This window comes from Thioalkalivibrio sp. ALD1 (genome assembly GCF_000381245.1).
In the GTDB taxonomy this organism is placed as follows: domain Bacteria; phylum Pseudomonadota; class Gammaproteobacteria; order Ectothiorhodospirales; family Ectothiorhodospiraceae; genus Thioalkalivibrio.
In genome coordinates this window covers 99,051-117,631 of record NZ_KB906245.1, presented here as the reverse complement: position 1 = coordinate 117,631, position 18,581 = coordinate 99,051, and the positions used below count along the sequence as shown (strand labels likewise).

Sequence of the window (18,581 nt, the reverse complement as noted above, 5' to 3'; positions counted from 1 at the left end):
GCGGTCGGCGTGGGTCTCCCGGGGTTCGATTGAGTAGCCGAGACCATCCGATTTTCCCGCGCCACGGTGCGATTCTTCCTCGCGGGGTCGATTAGTAACGGCTAACTGGCACACCTCCTGCAGGACATTGAGCAAGACGAGCCAATGGCGGTTCGTCACCTGACAACTGGGAGACCCGATGACCGGGCCTCCCATGGGACTGGACAAAGGCGTCCATCAACCGGCTGCAACCGCGGCCGGGCTGATGCGACGCCTTTTTTCGTTTCTGGGCGGAAATCTGACAAGGGGAGTGAACCCGAAATGACCGATCACACGAATGACACGAAAAAGACCTCCGGCCTGTCGCGCCGGCGTTTCCTGGGCGGCATGGCCGCCGGGATCGGCGCGACCGCGCTGGGCGTGTCCGGGGCCGCGCCCTGGGGCTATGCGAAGGCGGGCAACGGCAAGCCGGAGACCACCGAGGCGAAGCTGGGCTTTATTGCCCTGACCGATGCCGCACCGCTGTTCATCGCGCTGGAGAAGGGCTTCTTTGCCGACCACGGGATGCCAGACGTGCAGGTGCTGAAGCAGTCTTCCTGGGGCACGGTGCGCGACAACCTGGAACTGGGTTCGAGCCGCGGCGGCATCGACGGATCCCACATCCTGACGCCGATGCCCTACCTGATCCATCGCCGCGGTACGCCGATGAGCATCCTCGCGCGGCTGAACCTGGCCGGGCAGTGCATCTCGGTGGGCGATGAGTACGCCGATCTGAAGGTCGGCCTGGATACCGGCGAGTTCAAGACCGCGCTGGCGGAAAAGCGCGCCGGGGGCGACGAGGTGCGCGCGGCGATGACCTTCCCCGGCGGCACCCATGACCTGTGGATTCGCTACTGGATGGCGGCCGGCGGCATCGACCCAAACCGCGACATCTCCACCATCGTCGTGCCGCCGGCGCAGATGGTCGCCAACATGCGTGTCGGCTCCATGGACACCTTCTGTGTCTGCGAGCCCTGGAACATGCAGCTGATCAACCAGGGCATCGGCTATACCGCGAACACCACCGGCGAACTCTGGCACAACCATCCCGAGAAGGCGCTGGGCATGCGCGCGGACTGGGTAGAGGCGAACCCGAATGCGGCCCGTGCCCTGACCATGGCGGTGATGGAGGCGCAGATGTACTGCGAGGACCCGGCGAATATCGAGGAGGTCGCCGAGATCTGCTCGCGCCGGCGCTACATCCATGCCCCGTACGGCGACATCATCGACCGTATGCAGGGGCACTTCGACTACGGCACCGGCCGCGTGGTCGAGGACCACCCCGACCGCATGCGCTACTGGAACGATCAGGCCTCCTATCCCTTCAAGAGCCACGACCTGTGGTTCCTTACCGAGGACATCCGCTGGGGCTACCTGCCGCCGGATCTCGACATGCAGGCCCTGGTAGACGAGGTCAACCGCGAGGATATCTGGCGCGAGGCGGCCGACACGCTCGGCATCGACTCGGCCGCCATCCCCGAGTCGACTTCGCGTGGCAAGGAGGAATTCTTCGACGGCAAGGTCTTCGACCCGGAAGACCCGCAGGCCTACCTCGACAGCCTGGAGATCAAGGCCATCGCGTCCTGACGCGACGGCCCGACGACACCTGTACCGACGATTCAAGAGGATTGGATGATGAGTGCCATTATAGACCGCACCATGACCTTCGGTGCCGGGCGCGAACGCCCGGCGGTGAGGGAAACCTCCACGGCCCCAGTGGCCCGACAGACAGCGCCTCCGGCCCGGTCCGGCGCGGTGCCCGCCGATCCCGGCGTCTGGTCGCGGCGCCTGCGCAACGCCGCCACGGTAGTCCTGCCGCCGGTGATCGTGACTGCGTTTTTTTTGCTCATATGGGAGATGCTCTCGTCTTCCCAGGGAGCCGTGTTGCCCGCCCCGAGTCAGGTGGTCACCGACACCTGGGAACTGATCGTCAATCCGTTCTATGACCACGGTGGCAACGACGTGGGCATGGCCTGGCAGCTGCTCGCGAGTCTCGAGCGGGTGGCCTACGGCTATGCCCTGGCGGTGGTCGCCGGGATCGGTCTAGGCGTGTTGGTCGGCCAGTCCACCTGGGCGATGCGCGGGCTGGACCCGCTGTTCCAGGTGCTGCGCACCGTGCCGCCGCTGGCCTGGCTGCCGATCTCCCTGGCTGCCTTCCAGGCCAGCAACCCGTCGGCGATCTTCGTGATCTTCATCACTGCGATCTGGCCGATCATCATCAACACCTCGGTCGGCATCCGGAACATCTCGCAGGACTACGTGAACGTGGCCCGCGTGCTTCGCCTGAACGGCTACGAGTACTTCACCAAGATCATGCTCCCGGCCGCCGCGCCGTATGTCTTCTCCGGTCTGCGCATCGGCATCGGTCTCGCCTGGCTGGCGATCGTCGCCGCCGAGATGCTGATCGGCGGGGTCGGCATCGGCTTCTTCATCTGGGATGCCTGGAACGCCTCCATGCTCAGCGACATCGTGCTGGCCCTGGTCTACGTCGGCCTGGTCGGGTTCTTCCTCGACCGTCTGGTCGCGATCGTCGGCAACTGGGTCACCCGCGGCACGCAGGCCGGCTGAGCCGGCCCCCTCACAGGAGAATCATCATGACCAGCTATCTCTCCATCGAACACGTCCACAAGACCTTTGGCGAAGGCCCGACGGCGACCGAAGTGCTGCGTGACGTCGACCTGCACGTGGAGCGCGGCGAGTTCCTCTCCATCATCGGCCACTCCGGCTGCGGCAAGTCGACGGTGCTCAACATCGTCGCCGGGCTGCTGGAGACCAGTACCGGCGCGGTGATCCTGGACGGCAAGGAGGTCAGCAAGCCGGGCCCGGATCGCAGCGTCGTGTTCCAGAACCACTCCCTGCTGCCCTGGCTGACCGTGCGCGACAACGTGGCGCTGGCGGTGGACAAGACCTTCAAGGGCAAGAAGTCGGCCGCCGAGCGTCGCGAGTGGGTGAATGCCACCCTCGACATGGTCGGTATGGGCCATGCCCTGGACAAGCGCCCGGACGAGATCTCCGGTGGCATGAAGCAGCGCGTGGGCATCGCCCGAGCCCTGGCGATGGAGCCCAAGGTGCTGCTGATGGACGAGCCCTTCGGTGCGCTGGACGCGCTGACCCGGGCGCACCTGCAGGACGAGGTGATGCGCATCCAGTCGGATCTGGGCAACACCGTACTGATGGTCACCCACGACGTGGACGAGGCGGTGTTGCTGTCCGACCGCATCGTGATGATGACCAACGGCCCGGCCGCGACCATCGGCGAGATCCTGGAGATCGACCTGCCGAAGCCGCGCGAGCGCCTGGCGATGGCCGACAACGCCGAATACAACCACTACCGGGCCGAGGTGTTGCGCTTTCTCCACGAGCGCCACAAGAACCCCGAGTCGGAGGCCGCGTGATGGATACCGCGAACGAGAAGCCGCGGCTGGTCCTGATCGGCAACGGCATGGCCGGAATGCGCACGGTCGAGGAGTTGCTGAAGCTCAAGCCCGACATGTACGACATCACCGTGTTCGGTGCCGAGCCCTGGGGCAACTACAACCGCATCATGCTCTCGCCGGTGCTGGCCTCGGAGAAGACCGTCGACGAGATCATGCTGAACGACGATGCCTGGTATGCCGAACGCGGCATCACCCTGCACAAGGGCAGGCGCATCGAGCAGATCGATCGCGTGAACCGGCGGGTGATCGCCGAGGACGGCACCGAGGCGCCCTATGACCGCCTGCTGCTGGCGACCGGCTCCGATCCGGTGATGATCCCGGTGCCGGGGCACGGGCTCGAGGGCGTGGTCGCCTTCCGCGATATCCACGACGTGGACGCGATGCTCGCGGCCAGCCGCGCACACCAGCATGCGGTGGTGATCGGCGGCGGCCTGCTCGGCCTGGAGGCCGCCAACGGCCTGATGCGCCAGGGCATGGAGGTCACCGTGGTGCACCTGATGGACCACCTGATGGAGCGCCAGCTGGATGCCGAGGCCGCCGGGATGCTGCGCGGCTCGCTGGAGGAGCGCGGCATGCGTTTTCGCATGGCGCATCAGACCGAGGCGATCCTGGGCGAGGGCCGCGTTACCGGCGTGCGTTTCACCGACGGCAGCGAGGTCGAGGCGGATCTGGTGGTGATGGCGGTCGGGATCCGCCCGAACGCCGCGCTGGCCGAGTCCGCCGGGCTGCACTGCGAGCGCGGCGTGGTGGTGAACGACACGATGCAGACCTATGACCCGTCGATCTACGCGGTCGGCGAGTGTGTTCAGCACCGCGGCGCCACCTACGGCCTGGTTGCGCCCCTGTGGGAGCAGGCGAAGGTCTGCGCCAACCACCTGGCCGAGTACGGCATCGGGCGCTACGAGGGTTCGATGACCTCCACCAAGCTGAAGGTGACCGGGATCGACCTGTTCTCCGCCGGCGACTTCACCGGCGACGAGAACACCGAGGACCTGGTGTTCAAGGATGCCGCGCGCGGCGTCTACAAGCGCCTGGTGCTGAAGGACAACCGCATCCAGGGGGCCGTGCTGTACGGCGATACCCTGGACGGTTCCTGGTATTTCCAGCTGATGCGGGACGGAACGCCGGTGGCCGACATCCGCGAGAACCTGCTGTTCGGCCAGGCGCATATCGGCGACTCCGGCCACGGCGACGAGGCCTCGCGGGTCGCGGCGATGCCCGACGAGGCCGAGATCTGCGGCTGCAACGGCGTGTGCAAGGGCGAGATCGTCCAGGCGATCAGCGAGCACAAGCTGTTCACGCTGGAGGACGTGCGTGCCCACACCAAGGCGTCGAACTCCTGTGGCTCCTGCACCGGGCTGGTGGAGTCCGTGCTCGCGACCACGCTGGGTGGCGACTACTCCGACGCCCCGGCGAAAAAGCCGGTCTGCGCCTGCACCGATCACAGCCACGACGAGGTGCGCGCGGCCATTGCCCGCGACGGCCTGAAGTCGATGTCGGCGGTGTTCGAGGCCCTCGACTGGAAGACCCCGAACGGCTGCCATGTCTGCCGTCCGGCGCTCAACTACTACCTGCTGGCGGCCTGGCCGAAGGACTACCAGGACGACGCCCAGTCACGCTTCATCAACGAGCGCGCCCACGGCAACATCCAGAAGGACGGGACCTATTCCGTCGTACCGCGCATCTGGGGCGGGGTGACCACACCGGCCGAGCTGCGCGCGATCGCCGAGGTGGCCGAGCGCTACCAGGTGCCCACGGTCAAGTTCACCGGCGGCCAGCGCATCGACCTGCTGGGGGTGCAGAAGGCCGATCTGCCGGCGATGTGGCGCGATCTTGGCGACGCCGGGTTTGTCTCCGGCCATGCCTATGGCAAGGCCCTGCGCACGGTGAAGACCTGTGTCGGCTCCGAGTGGTGCCGCTTCGGCACCCAGGACTCGACCGGACTCGGCATCCAGCTGGAGCGGATGACCTGGGGCTCCTGGACCCCGCACAAGTTCAAGATGGCGGTCTCCGGCTGTCCGCGTAACTGCGCCGAGGCGACGATCAAGGACCTGGGCGTGGTCTGCGTGGACTCGGGCTACGAGCTGCACGTGGGTGGCAACGGCGGGGTGAAGGTCCGCGCCACCGACTTCCTCTGCAAGGTGGAGACCGAGGCCGAGGTACTCGAATACGCCGGGGCCTTCATGCAGTTCTACCGCGAAGACGCGCGCTATCTGGAACGCACCGCCCCGTGGATCGAGCGCGTCGGACTGACCCGGGTGAAGGAACGCCTCGTGGACGACGCCGAGAACCGCGCCGCGCTGTACGCCCGCTTCCTGGAGTCGCAGGAGGTGGCGCAGGTGGACCCCTGGGCCGAGCGGGCCGCCGGGCATGCGGCGCACGAGTTCATCCCGATCAAGCCGGTGGACGCGACCCCGCGCCAGGGGGTGTCGGCATGAGCTGGCTCGCGATCTGTCCGCTCGAGGACATCCCGTCGCTGGGTGCGCGCGTGGTGGCGGGCCCGAACGGCGACATCGCCGTGTTCCGCACCGCGGATGACCGCGTCTTTGCCCTGCGCGATCAGTGCCCGCACAAGGGTGGGCCGCTGTCGCAGGGCATCGTTCACGGCGAGCGCGTGACCTGCCCGCTGCACAACTGGGTGATCGATCTGCAGTCCGGCGAGGCCACCGGGGCGGACAGTGGCTGCACCCATGCCTTCCCGATCCGGGTGACCGACGGTCAGGTGTGGCTGGACCTCTCCGGCGCCACGGGCGACGCCGCGGACGATACCGCTGCGGCACCGGTCGCCTGCCGCGAGGCGGGCTGAGATGGCTGCGGAACAGTCGGTGACCCGTACGACCTGTCCCTATTGCGGGGTGGGCTGCGGCGTGGAGGTGACCGCGACGCCGGGCGGCGAGTTTCCGGTCGCGGTATGCGGTGATCCCGCCCATCCGGCGAATGCCGGGCGCCTGTGCTCCAAGGGCGCGGCACTGGCCGAGACCCTCGGCGACGAGGGCCGGTTGCTGCACCCGGAGATCGGTGGGCGGCGTGTCGACTGGGAGACCGCGCTGGATCATGTCGCGGACGGCTTTCGCGAGACCATCGCGGCACACGGGCCGGATGCGGTCGCCCTGTACGTCTCCGGGCAGATCCTGACCGAGGACTACTACGTAGCCAACAAGCTGATGAAGGGCTTCGTCGGCTCGGCCAATATCGACACCAACTCCCGGCTCTGCATGTCCACGGCGGTGGCCGCCCACACCCGCGCCTTCGGCGTGGACGGCGTGCCGGGAAGCTATACCGACCTCGAGCAGGCCGATCTGGTCGTGGTCACGGGCTCCAACATGGCCTGGGCCCACCCGGTACTTTTCCAGCGCCTGCAGGCCGCCCGCGCGGCGCGCCCGGAGATGAAGCTGGTGGTGATCGACCCGCGGTGCACGGCCACCGCCCAGGCGGCCGACCTGCACCTGCCGCTGGCGCCAGGCACGGATGCCTGGCTGTTCAACGGCCTGCTGGACCATCTGCGCCGGGAGGATGCGCTGGACCCCGGCTTCCTGGAGCGCCATGTCGAAGGCTTTGCCGACGCCCTGGCGGCCGCGCGGGCCTCCAGCCCGTCGATCGCCGCGACCGCCGAGGCCTGCGAGCTGGAGCCGGAGGCGGTGGCGACGTTCTTCCAGTGGTTTGCCCGTACCGAGCGCACCGTGACCGCCTTCTGCCAGGGCATCAACCAGTCCGACAGCGGCGTGGACAAGGCCGGGACGATCCTCAACGTACACCTGGCCACCGGCCGCATCGGGCGCTCGGGCATGGGCCCGTTCTCGCTGACCGGCCAGCCGAACGCGATGGGCGGGCGCGAAGTCGGCGGACTGGCCAGCCAGCTGGCCGCGCACATGGGCTTCGACGACGCGGCCCTGGACCGGGTTGGGCGCTTCTGGGGCGCACCGAACCTTGCTCGCCAGCCGGGCCTGAAGGCGCTGGACCTGTTTCGCGCGGTCGAGTCGGGGCAGGTGAAGGCGATCTGGATCATCGGCACCAATCCGCTGTTCAGCCTGCCCGAGGCCGCGCGCTTCGAGCGCGCCCTGGCCGAATGCCCGCTGGTCGTGGTCTCCGACTGCGTGCGCGAGACCGAGACCACGCGGGTGGCCGACGTATTGCTGCCGGCGACCACCTGGGGCGAGAAGGACGGCACGGTAACCAACTCCGAGCGCCGCATCTCGCGCCAGCGCCCGTTCCGGGTGCCCCCGGGCGAGGCCCGTCACGACTGGTGGGCGCTGGCCCGGGTCGCGCAGCGCCTGGGTTTCGCCGACGCCTTTCCCTATACCCATCCGGGCGAGATCTTCCGCGAGCATGCGGCGCTGTCCGCCTTCGAGAACCACGGCACGCGCGACTTCGACATCGGCGCGCTGGCCGGGCTTTCCGACGCCGAGTACGACGTCCTGGAGCCGGTGCAGTGGCCGCTGCCGGCGGGGAGCCGGACGGGTGCCGAGCACCTCTATGGCGATGGCCGTTTCTTTACCGCCAGTGGCCGGGCGCAGCTCAAGGCCGTGACCCCGCAGGCCCCGACCGACCCGGTCGCTGCCGATTATCCGCTGCGCCTGAACACCGGCCGCATCCGAGACCAGTGGCACAGCATGACCCGCACCGCACGCACCCCGCGCCTGAGTGCGCATCAGCCGGAACCGTTCGTCGAGATCCATCCGGTGGATGCCGGTCTGTTCCGGCTCCAGGCCGGCGATCTCGCCGAGGTGACCAGTCGCCACGGCCGCCTGCTGGCGCGGGTGCAGACCCGCCGCGAACAGCGCCCGGGCAGCGTGTTCGTGCCCATGCACTGGAGCCGGCCGATCGCGCGGCTCGCCCGTGTGGATGCGCTGGTGCCCGCGCATGTCGACCCGGTCTCCGGGCAGCCGGCGTTCAAGCACACGGCCGTGGCTGTGCGCCCGGCCGCGCTGGACTGGCACGGCTTCGTCTTGAGCCGCGAGCCGATCACCGCGCCGGAGGCGGACTACGCGGTCACCGCCTGCGGTCCCCGGCACCTGCGCACCGAACTGGCCGGGCGGGGCACACCGCCCACGATGGATGCGTGGCGCGAGCGCCTGGACGGGCCGGGGGAATGGCTGGAGTTCGCCGACTCCGCCGGGGGGCGCTACCGCGCCGCGCGGATCCACGAGGGGCGGCTCGCCTGCGTGTTGTTCGCGGGCCCCGATCGGGGCTTGCCCGAGCGCGAGTGGCTGGGTGGCCTGTTCGCGGCCGAGACGATCAGCGATGCCGAACGGATGGCTCTGCTGACCGGGCGACCACCGAACGGCCAGGCCGCGCGCGGACGCATGGTCTGCGCCTGCTTCGGCGTGGACGAGACGCGTATCCGCACCGCGATCCGCGAGCAGGGGCTGGCCACCTGCGAGGCCGTGGGTGCGGCCCTCGAGGCCGGGACCAACTGTGGCTCCTGTCGCCCCGAGATCCAGACCCTGTTGAACGAGGAAGCCGAGGCGCCCACGGACCCCGTGGCGCGGGAGGGATAAGCATGGAACACCTGCCGATCTATATGCAGTTGCACGGCCGCGAGGCCCTGGTGGTCGGGGCTGGGCCGGTCGCCACGCGCAAGGCTGCGCTGCTGCTGGAGGCCGGGGCGCGGGTGCGCCTGCGAGCCCCCGAGTACAGCGAGGCCGCCGAGCGCCTGCTGCGCGAACAACCGGGGTCGATCAGCCGCGATCCGGGGGTCTATGACACCGAATGCCTGGATCGTGTGGCGATCGTGATTGCCGCGACCGATGACGCGGCCGTGAACCGCCAGGTCTCGGAGGACTGCATCGCGCGTTCGATCCCGGTGAACGTCGCCGACCAGCCCGAGCTGTGCAGCTTCATCCTGCCGGCGATCGTGGAGCGCGGGCCGCTGACCATCGCGATCGGCTCGGGTGGCCGCGCCCCGGTGCTGGTGCGCCTGCTGCGCGCGAAGATCGAGAGCCTGATCCCGACCGGCTATGGTCGGCTGGCCGATCTCGCCGGGCGGCTGCGCGACCGGGTGCGCGCCCGTTTCGACCATGTGAACGCCCGCCGCGCCTTCTGGGAGCGGGCCTTTGCCGGGCCGGCCACCGAGCTCGCCCTGGCCGGGCGCATGGACGCGGCCGAGGCGCGCCTGGAGCAGGAACTGGCGGACGCCGCAACCAGCACGCCCGGCGAGGTCTACCTGATCGGCGCCGGGCCGGGCGATCCCGACCTGCTGACCTTTCGCGCGCTGCGCCTGCTGCAGCAGGCGGATGTGGTCGTCTACGACCGGCTGGTGTCCTCCGAGGTGGTGAACCTGGCGCGGCGCGAGGCCGAGCGCTTCTATGTCGGCAAGGAGCGCGACCACCACTGCGTGCCGCAGGAGGAGATCAGCGCGCTGCTCTCCCGCCTGGCGCGCAAGGGCAAGCGGGTGGCCCGGCTGAAGGGCGGCGACCCGTTCGTGTTCGGCCGGGGCGGCGAGGAGCTGGACGTGCTGGCGCGCGACGGCGTGGCCTACCAGGTCGTCCCCGGCATTACCGCGGCCAGCGGCTGTGCCGCCTATGCGGGCATACCGCTGACCCACCGCGACCATGCCCAGTCGGTGCGGTTCATCACCGGCCATACCCGCGAAGGGCGGCTGGATGTGGACTGGTCGCAGCTGACCAGTACCCGCGAGACCCTGGTGTTCTACATGGGCCGCAAGGGGGTGGGCGAGATCTGCCGGGGGCTGAAGGGTGCCGGCCGCGCCGGGCAGACACCGGCGGCGATCATCGAGAACGGCACCACCGCCCGCCAGCGCGTCGTGACCGGCACGCTGGATACGCTGGCCGCACGTGCCGAGCGCGAGCAGGTGGGTTCGCCCAGCCTGATCGTGATCGGCGAGGTGGCGGCCTGCCACACACGTCTGGCCTGGTTCCGGCCGGATGCCGGGGCCACGACGGTGTTCCCGCAGCCGATGCCGCTGTCGGGGGCAGGGTCGCGGGCCGCGGCGGCGAGCGCGGCGTGACGGACGCATCCGTCGTGCCGGAGGCGGCGGCCAGTGGCCTCGCGGGTCGCCGCGTGGCCCTGCCGGAGAGCCGGGCGCTGGAGGTCTTCGCCGGCCTGCTGGAGCGGCGTGGGGCCGAGGTCTGGCGCTGCCCGCTGATCGCGATCCACGACAGCCCCGACCGCACGGCGATCGAGGCCTGGCTGCACAGGGCGATCGAGGCGCCGTTCGACCGCCTGATTTTTCTGACCGGCGAGGGCTTCACCCGCCTGACCGGTTTTGCCCGGCGTGCCGGGCGCGAGGACACCTGGCTGGCGGCCGTGGCGCGGACGCAGACCCTGGTGCGGGGCCCCAAGCCGGGGCGGGCGATGAAGCCCTTCGGCGTGCGGCCGGATGCGGTCGCGGCCGCGCCGACGACCGAGGGCATCATCGAGACCCTTTCCGGACAGGATCGGGCCGGGCAGCATCTGGCCGGGCAGCGCATCGGGGTGCAGCTCTACGGCGCGGAACCCAACCGCCGCCTGCTCGAGTTCCTGGAGCAGGCGGGCGCCGAGGTCTTTCCCGTCTGGCCCTACCGCTATGCGGACGCCGCCGAGACCGAGCGCGTGACCGGGCTGATCGCAGCCCTGATCACGGGGGAGGTGGATGCGATCGCCTTCACCAGCCAGGCCCAGGTGCGGCGACTGCTGCGCGTCGCCCGTGACGCGGGGCACGAGGATGCGCTGCTGTCAGCGCTCGGCCGAACCGTCGTCGCCGCGATCGGCCCGGTGGTGGCCGACGAGCTGCGCGCCCACGGGGTGCACCCGACAGTGGTCCCCGACGGTCAGTACTTCATGAAGCCCCTGGTCTCGACGCTCGCGCGCCACCTGGGTGGGCATCGCGGCTGAATGGCGGGCCCGGCGCGGGTCTCAGTGACCGTCGTGGCCGGCGTACATGGCCTCGATGGCCTCGCTGTAGTGCTCGCTGATCACCGGGCGCTTGAGTTTCATGGTCGGGGTCAGCATGCCGTTTTCCACGGACCAGGCCTCGTGGGTCACATGGACATGGCGGATTTTGGCGTAGCCGGGGAAGTCGCGTAGCTGGTACTGGATGCGCTGCAGCAGGGCGCGTTCGGCCTTGCGCGGCAGCCGGCCCTCGGCCTCGGCTTCGAGGTTGTGGTCACTGGCGAACGAGGCCCAGGCCTCCGGCTCCGGTACGACCAGCGCGGTCAGGAAGGAGCGGTTGTCGCCGACGATCATCACCTGGTCGAACAGCGCATCCAGTGCGATCGCCATCTCCATGTCGGCCGGCGGGACCTTTTCGCCGTTGGTCAGCACCAGGATGTCCTTGATGCGCCCGGTGATGAAGACATGCCCGCTGTCGTCGATGCGGGCCTGGTCGCCACTGTGCAGCCAGCCGTCCGCGTCGATGGTCTCGCCGGTGGCCTCCTCGTTCTTCCAGTAGCCGAGCATCACGCAGGGGCTGCGGGTGAGCAGTTCGTCCATCTCGCCGATCTTCACCTCCACCCCGGGCAGCGGCTTGCCGATCGAGGCGGGCAGGTTGTTGTCCGGGGTGTTCACCGTGACCACCGGACTGGCCTCGGTCATCCCGTAGCCGTGCAGAACCGGCAGGCCCAGGCCGATGAAGAACTGGGCGATCGGTGGGGGCAGGGGGGCGCCGCCGCAGACCGCGAAGCGAAGCTCGCCCCCCAGGCGATCCAGCACCTTGCGCGCGACAATGCGCTCCAGCAGGGGCCAGAGCAGGAAGCCGGGAGACCAGCCGCCTCGGCCCTGCTGATGCTCGAAGCGCTTCCAGCCGATGCTGACGGTCGCCTTGAACAGGGCTCGGCCGAGGCCTGATTTCTGCTTCAGGCCGGCCTGGATGCGTCCGTGCACGCGCTCGTAGATGCGCGGTACCGAGATCAGTACGGTCGGGCGTACGGTGACCAGGTCCTCCCCCAGGCCCTGGATGGAGCGCGCGAAGGCGACCTCGGCACCGATCAGCATGGGCATGTAGAGCCCGGCGGTGCGCTCCAGCATGTGCGACAGCGGCAGGAACGACAGGAACCGGTCGGCAGGGGACAGGGGACCGGTCTGCGAGGAGGCCCAGGCGTTCTCCAGGATGTTGCGGTGCGAGAGGATCACGCCCTTGGGGCGCCCGGTGGTGCCGGAGGTATAGACGATCGTGGCCATGGCCTCTGGATCGAGGTCCGGATAGTGGACGTCCGTACCCTCATGCTGTGCGAGCCAGTCTTCCAGCTCGATTACGCGTTCGTCGTCCGGCTCCGTATCCTCGCCGCCGATGTTCACGATGCGCCGCAGCGACGGCATGTTCTCGAAGTGCTCGGACAACCGCCGGCTGTGGGCGCTCTCGCCCAGCAGCAGGATGCGCGCCTGTGTCTGGCCGATGATGTAGGCGACGTTGTCCGGACGATCGTCGGTGTACAGCGGGACCGGGACCAGCCCCAGCCCCATCGCCGCCTGGTCGAACGCGACCCACTCGCGCGAATTGCCGAGCATCAGCGCGACGCGCTCGCCGGGCTTGAGGCCCTCCGCGGCCAGGGCGGCCTGCCAGCGATCCACCATCGCCCCCATCTCGTGCCAGGAGGTCTGCTGCCACTCCTCGCGCTCGGCGTTGTAGTGGCGGTAGGCCGGGGTATCCGGTGTCTGCTCGACGCGGACGCGGAACAGCGAGGGGAGGGTTGGGGCCTGGTCGGGACGGATCGCGGAATCGGACATCGGCGCGTCTCGCAACTTGGAGTATGTTCGGGACGTTAGAGGACCCGGTCCTGTGCGGCAACCCTGACCCCTAGCGTCTTGCGGTGTTCTACAGTCCCAGCGGGTGTGCGGCGGGCCGGTAGGCGACGGCCCCGATCACCAGGCTGACACCGATGAGCGCGATGATGCCGCCGCCGGCGAGCCCGAAAGCCGGCCCCACGTAGGTCAGGCGGCCGACGCGTGTCGGGCCCAGCCAGCGGCGGGTCCAGTCGCGTGCGGAGACGGCCAGCGTGGCCAGAACGGATACCGTGGCCGCGGTTCCCAGCGACATCGCCAGCACGGCCAGCACGCCAGCCCAGGCCAGGCCCAGGGCCGCCGAGACCGCCATGATCAGCACCGCGCCGGAACAGGGGCGGATGCCCACGGCCGCGACCGTGCCCCACCAGGTCCCGCTGTGGTTCGGGTCGACATGATGCGGCGTGCCGCAGCCGCAGTGGTCGTCATGGGTATGGTGTTCATGGTGATGATGGTCTGCGTGCTCGTGCCGGGTCTCTGTGCGTGCCCGGGCATGGGCCTTGTGCAGGCGCCAGGCGTGGCGCAGGGCGCGCAGCATCAGCCAGATGCCCAGCAGGGCGACCAGCGCGAAGCTGGCGATCTCCAGCGTGCGTACCTGGCCCAGCGTATCGCGCGCCAGCCAGCCGAGCAGGCCGATCAGCACCCCGACCAGCACGATGGCCGTGACCCCCTGGGCCAGTGCCGAGACCGTGGAGAGCAGGATGCCGCGTTTCAGGTTCTGGGGCTGGGTCAGCAGATAGGCGCTGATGACCGCCTTGCCATGGCCTGGGCCGGCCGCGTGGAAGATGCCGTACAGCAGGCTGACCAGGATCAGGGCGCCGGCCGTCTGGGCGGTAGGGGCGTCGCGCAGGGCGTGCAGTCCCTGAGTCAGGTCGCGATGCAACTGGCGCTGGGTCTGCAGCATCCAGGCAGTGACGCGCTCGAGCGCGCCGGGGGGGTCGGCCAGCGTTTCGGGCACGGGCCCGGTGGCGGCATCGGGCGGGGACGGGCGTTCCTCGGTCTCGCCAGCAGGTGCGCCGCCACCCAGAGGATGGGCTGATTCGCCGGCGTGGGCGCTGAAAGCGCCCAGCAACAAGAAGAGTCCCAGGGTCAGGAGGACCAGGGAGGCCGTGAGGCCGCGAAGTCGATGGGCGGGGGCGACGATCATATCGTTACACTATAACGCTTTCCTGCGGGTTCATCGACCGATTCTGGCCTTGAATCGTGTGCGTTCGGACTCAGTCCGAACGGTTCCGGCACTGCAGGGTGGCGGTCTCGGCAAAGTAGCGTCCGAGATTGTCGACAGGACTGCGGTCCTGACGTTCCAGGGTGGCGGCATAGCGCATCAGTTGCGGGTCCGGTCGGGCCTCTTCGATCCGCACCTCGCAGCCCTGGCGATTCTCGATATGTACCACGTCGTCTGCGTCGTGCAGAACCTCGATCCAGTAGGTCGGGTCGAACACGCGATAGGTGAAGCCGTTGGCATCGTCGAGTTCGTGTTCGGCCAGCGGCAGGTCGAAACGCAGATAAAGCCGCCGGTCCTCCAGCGAGAGCCGGGCGTTTTCCGCCCGGGGTACCGAAAGCTCCGCGTCGTCGTGGCGCAGCTCGGTGAAGTAGTCGTAGGCGGCCAGGTTTTCCAGCATGCGCTCGGCGACCCGATCCAGCGCCTCGTCGATGCCGATATCGCCTTCCAGGTCCCGGGTCATCTCTTCCAGCAGCATATGGCTGTAGGTCGGATCGATCAGCCAGGCCTGCTGCATGCGCTCCAGCTGGCCGTTGTCGTCGAACACGAGCCCCACGCGCAGGTCGATCCAGGCGTGGGGGTGTGCCAGCGCGAGGCCCGGGATCAGCAGCGCCAGGCCCAGCAGGAGCCGCCGGATGAGGCGTCGGGCCATGTTCAGGTGACGCTCCCGCTGCGCTGCCAGCGTGTCCCTTCCGGGGTGTCCTCGAGCTCGATCCCGCGGGCGGTGAGCTCGTCGCGGATGGCGTCGGCGGTGGCAAAGTCACGGTTCTTGCGCGCGGCCTGGCGGGCGGCGATGCGTTCCTCCACCCAGGCGGCGAGTTCGTGGTCCTCGCCATCCCCCTGGAACCAGGCCGTCGGGTCCTGCTGCAGCAGTCCAAGCAGCCCGGCGCCGGCCATCAGTTCGCCCTTCAGGCGGGCCCGTTCGGCCGCGTCGCCAGCCGCGGCCAGGGCATCCGCCAGGCGGTGCAGGGCGGTGATGCCGCCGGGGGTGTTCAGGTCGTCCAGCAGCGCCGTGAACACCGGCGTCTCGGCGGCGTCCACGGGGGCCGGTTCGATATCGGAGTGGTCACGCAGCACGCGGTAGAGCCCGTTCAGGGCATTGCGCGACTGGTTCAGCGTGTCCTCGGAGAAGTTCAGCGGCGCGCGGTAGTGGCGCGACAGCAGCGCCATGCGCAGGACCTCGCCCGGATAGGCCTGCAGCAGGTCGTGCAGCAGCTGGAAGTTGCCCAGCGACTTGGACATCTTCTCGCCGTCGATGGTCACGTGCCCGTTGTGCACCCAGTAGCGGGCGTAGTGCGTGCCGTGCTCGGCGCAACCCTCCGCCGCGCAGCCCTGGGCGATCTCGTTTTCGTGGTGAGGGAAGACGAGATCGTGCCCGCCGCCGTGGATGTCGATCATCGCGCCCAGGTGGCTGCGGATCATCGCGGTGCATTCGAGGTGCCAGCCGGGACGGCCATAGCCCCAGGGGCTGTCCCAGCCCGGTTCGCCCTCGGCGGCCGGCTTCCACAGCACGAAGTCGCCGGGGTGGCGCTTGTAGCTGGCGACCTCGACCCGGGCGCCGGCCTGCATGTCTTCCAGCGTGCGCCCGGACAGCGCGCCATAGTCCGGGTAGGAGGTGACGTCGAACAGCACGTGCCCCTCGGCCGGGTAGGCGTGGCCGCGCTCGATCAACCGTTCGATCAGCTCGATCATCGGCTGGATGTGATCGGTGGCGCGCGGCTCGAGGGTCGGCGGCAGCGTGCCCAGCTCGGCGATGTCCTCGTGGAAGGCACGGGTGAAGCGCTCGGTCAGCGCGGCGATCGGCTCGCTGTTCTCGGCCGCGGCCTTGTTGATCTTGTCGTCGACGTCGGTGATGTTGCGCGCGTAGATCACGTGCTCCGGGCCGTACAGCTCGCGCAGTACGCGAAACAGCACGTCGAACACCACCACCGGGCGGCCATTGCCCACGTGCACCCGGTTGTACACCGTGGGGCCGCAGACGTAGAGCGTGACGCGCTTGGGGTCTTGCGGATGAAAGGGCTCGTCGTGCCCGCCGAGCGTGTTGTGCAGGATCAGCTCGCGGCCGGGGTTGGCGCTCATTGCGGGTCGTCCTTGTGGCCGTACAGGGTCTCGGGGGCGATCTCCGGGTCGCTGGTGATCACAGCCTCGTCGTTGTCGATCTGCACGTAGAAGCAGCTGCGCCGGCCGGTGTGGCAGGCGGGCCCCGTCTGGTCGACCTTCAGCAGGATGGTGTCGCCGTCGCAGTCCAGGTGCAGGGACTGCAGCTGCTGCACCTGACCCGACTGCTCGCCCTTGCGCCACAGCGCCTGGCGCGAGCGCGAGTAGTAGCACACGCGCCCGGTGCGCAGCGTCTCGTCCAGCGCCTCGCGGTTCATCCAGGCCATCATCAGGACCTCGCCGCTGTCGAACTGCTGGGCGATCGCGGGAATCAGGCCGTCCGAATTCAGCTTGAGTTTTTCCAGTACCTCGGTGGCTGGCTGGCGGGTGTTGCGCGAGGCTTTTTCCAGTGTCTTGAACATGTACGCCGGTATCGCGGAAACCAGCGCCAAGGGTACCATCCCGCGCCCCCGATGAGCAGAACGGGACACGCATTCCGATGCGACTTCCGGGAAAACCGTTGTAACCCGATATCGAATACAAACAGCGAGCAAGGACGGTTGGCAGCCGGCGTTTTGGAGGCTCTTGCATCCCCGGGCCGGCTGGTCGATCCTCAAACTAAAGTAGCAATACGCAGAGGGATTTCTGCGCGGGCTGGGGAACGGGATTGAGGCACGAGACAAGGGATAAGGCCGGTATTCCCGAAAGGGGGATGAGTGCCTGGCGTACCGCCAGCTGGGTGGCGCTGGTCTATCTGGCGCTCGGGCTGCTGTGGATTGCGCTGTCCGACAAGGCGTTGCTTTGGCTGGTGGACGATATCCAGCTGCTTGGCTGGTTGCAGACGGTCAAGGGCTTTTTCTATGTCACTGTGACCGCTCTGGTTCTCTTTCTGCTGTTGTACTGGGTGCTCGCGGCCCGTGATCGGGCGTCGGCCGAAGCCCGCTACCTGACCGAAGTGGTCAATCGTTCGCCGGTAGTCGCCATCGAGTGGGCCGCGCGTCCCGGCTGGCCGGTGGTGTATGTGTCCCCGAATGTGCGGCGCTGGGGCCTCGAGCCGGAGGATCTGACCTCCGGTGCGGCGGACTATGCGCAACGGATTCACCCCGAGGATCGGGAGGCCATCATCAAGGACGTGCACCGGCATATGGAGCGTGGGCCGGACGAATATGTGCAGTACTACCGCCTGGATGTGGGGGGGAGGCGCTGGATCTGGGTCGAGGATCGGACCTGGCTGGAGCGGGACTCCGGTGGCGAGGTCCACGGCTTTCATGGCCTGCTGACGGATGTTACCGAACGGGTCGAAGCCGAGCGCGGCCTGCGTGACAGCGAGAAGCGCTTTCGTGCCATCTTCGACAACGTGCAGGAGGGTGTTCTGTTGCAGGACTTCGAGACAGGCGTCTTTGTCGGGGCGAATGCCTCGGCGCTGGCCATGTATGGCTACGAGCGCGAGGAGATTCTGCGTTGCACGGTCAGTGACCTTAGCGCCCAGGAGCCCGGCTACGAGTTCGAACGCCAGCAGGCCTTGATCAACCGCGCGCGGCGTGGCGAGCAACTTTCGTTCGAGTGGCGCGCTCGCCACCGCGATGGTCATGTCTTCTGGGTGGAAGCGAACCTGCAGGCAACCGAGATCGCCAACGAGCAGCTGCTGCTGGTGACCCTGCGCAATATCGAGCCGCGCAAAAAGGCCGAGCAGGCGTTGAATTGCCAGTTGGATCGCCTGGAACGCGCCGAGCGTCATGCGGGCCTCGGCTCGTGGGAGTACGTGGTCGAGACCGGGCGACTGTGGTGGTCCGATCACCTGTACAACCTGATGGGGCTGGATCCGCGCCACTATACGCCCAGTCTGAGTGACGTCTGGGATGTGCAATTCGACCCGGATGCCGGAGATGCGGAACAAATGCGGGAGGTTTTGCGCGAGCTGGCCCCCGGCCAGGAGGGTGTTGGTCGGCGCTTCCGGCTGCGGCGGCATCCCTCGCGCGGCGAAGAGCGCTGGTTCAGCCTGGTGGTGGACTCGGTGGTCGAGGGCGACGACGGTCTGCACGCGGTCCAGGGGACGATGCTGGATATCACGGATCTGTAGTGGGAAGAGC

Annotated in this window: 14 protein-coding genes; 9 read left to right on the top strand and 5 right to left on the bottom strand. The window is 68.5% G+C overall.

The annotated features are described in order from the left end of the window. Window positions 1-300: 300 nt before the first annotated feature. The 8 genes from F623_RS0110320 to F623_RS0110285 are packed head-to-tail and all read left to right on the top strand — an operon-like array spanning window position 301 to window position 11,288. On the top strand, window positions 301-1,605 hold the full coding sequence (locus F623_RS0110320) for a CmpA/NrtA family ABC transporter substrate-binding protein (protein WP_018862468.1): 1,305 nt from the start codon (window positions 301-303) through the stop codon (window positions 1,603-1,605). Between the two features lie 48 nt (window positions 1,606-1,653). Further along, window positions 1,654-2,586: a nitrate ABC transporter permease gene (gene ntrB / locus F623_RS0110315; RefSeq protein ID WP_018862467.1), complete on the top strand. Its 933-nt coding sequence runs from the start codon at window positions 1,654-1,656 to the stop codon at window positions 2,584-2,586. Window positions 2,587-2,612: 26 nt separating this feature from the next. Next, entirely contained in the window at window positions 2,613-3,413 is an 801-nt protein-coding gene (locus F623_RS0110310) for an ABC transporter ATP-binding protein (protein WP_018862466.1), read from the top strand. Then, window positions 3,413-5,893: a nitrite reductase large subunit NirB gene (gene nirB, locus F623_RS0110305; RefSeq protein ID WP_018862465.1), complete on the top strand. Its 2,481-nt coding sequence runs from the start codon at window positions 3,413-3,415 to the stop codon at window positions 5,891-5,893. Before F623_RS0110310 ends, nirB begins: the two co-directional genes overlap by 1 nt. Beyond that, window positions 5,890-6,261 (top strand): nitrite reductase small subunit NirD, encoded by a 372-nt coding sequence (gene nirD, locus F623_RS0110300; protein ID WP_018862464.1) that lies wholly within the window; start codon window positions 5,890-5,892, stop codon window positions 6,259-6,261. Before nirB ends, nirD begins: the two co-directional genes overlap by 4 nt. Window position 6,262: 1 nt before the next feature. Then, a complete protein-coding gene (locus F623_RS0110295; protein WP_018862463.1) occupies window positions 6,263-8,953 on the top strand; it encodes a nitrate reductase in 2,691 nt (896 codons plus the stop codon). A 2-nt stretch (window positions 8,954-8,955) separates the two neighbouring features. Then, complete coding sequence (gene cysG / locus F623_RS0110290; RefSeq protein ID WP_018862462.1) at window positions 8,956-10,422, top strand: siroheme synthase CysG; 1,467 nt, start codon at window positions 8,956-8,958, stop codon at window positions 10,420-10,422. Next, window positions 10,419-11,288: a uroporphyrinogen-III synthase gene (locus F623_RS0110285; RefSeq protein ID WP_018862461.1), complete on the top strand. Its 870-nt coding sequence runs from the start codon at window positions 10,419-10,421 to the stop codon at window positions 11,286-11,288. The genes cysG and F623_RS0110285 overlap by 4 nt, the downstream gene beginning before the upstream one ends. A gap of 21 nt (window positions 11,289-11,309) precedes the next feature. Here F623_RS0110285 and F623_RS0110280 read toward each other — a convergent pair whose 3' ends face one another. From F623_RS0110280 to hisI, 5 genes are all read right to left on the bottom strand, one after another. Beyond that, window positions 11,310-13,118: a long-chain fatty acid--CoA ligase gene (locus tag F623_RS0110280; protein ID WP_018862460.1), complete on the bottom strand. Its 1,809-nt coding sequence runs from the start codon at window positions 13,116-13,118 to the stop codon at window positions 11,310-11,312. A gap of 88 nt (window positions 13,119-13,206) precedes the next feature. Next, on the bottom strand, window positions 13,207-14,319 hold the full coding sequence (locus F623_RS0110275; RefSeq protein ID WP_018862459.1) for a nickel/cobalt transporter: 1,113 nt from the start codon (window positions 14,317-14,319) through the stop codon (window positions 13,207-13,209). A 70-nt stretch (window positions 14,320-14,389) separates the two neighbouring features. After that, a complete protein-coding gene (locus tag F623_RS0110270; protein WP_018862458.1) occupies window positions 14,390-15,046 on the bottom strand; it encodes a DUF1007 family protein in 657 nt (218 codons plus the stop codon). Between the two features lie 2 nt (window positions 15,047-15,048). Then, a complete protein-coding gene (gene cysS, locus F623_RS0110265) occupies window positions 15,049-16,473 on the bottom strand; it encodes a cysteine--tRNA ligase (RefSeq protein WP_018868581.1) in 1,425 nt (474 codons plus the stop codon). Then, window positions 16,470-16,913: a phosphoribosyl-AMP cyclohydrolase gene (gene hisI / locus F623_RS0110260; RefSeq protein ID WP_038040535.1), complete on the bottom strand. Its 444-nt coding sequence runs from the start codon at window positions 16,911-16,913 to the stop codon at window positions 16,470-16,472. The genes cysS and hisI overlap by 4 nt, the downstream gene beginning before the upstream one ends. Before the next feature lie 290 nt (window positions 16,914-17,203). Here hisI and F623_RS0110255 point away from each other — a divergent pair, with 290 nt between their 5' ends. After that, window positions 17,204-18,571 (top strand): PAS domain S-box protein, encoded by a 1,368-nt coding sequence (locus F623_RS0110255; protein WP_018862455.1) that lies wholly within the window; start codon window positions 17,204-17,206, stop codon window positions 18,569-18,571. The last annotated feature ends 10 nt before the right edge of the window (window positions 18,572-18,581 follow it).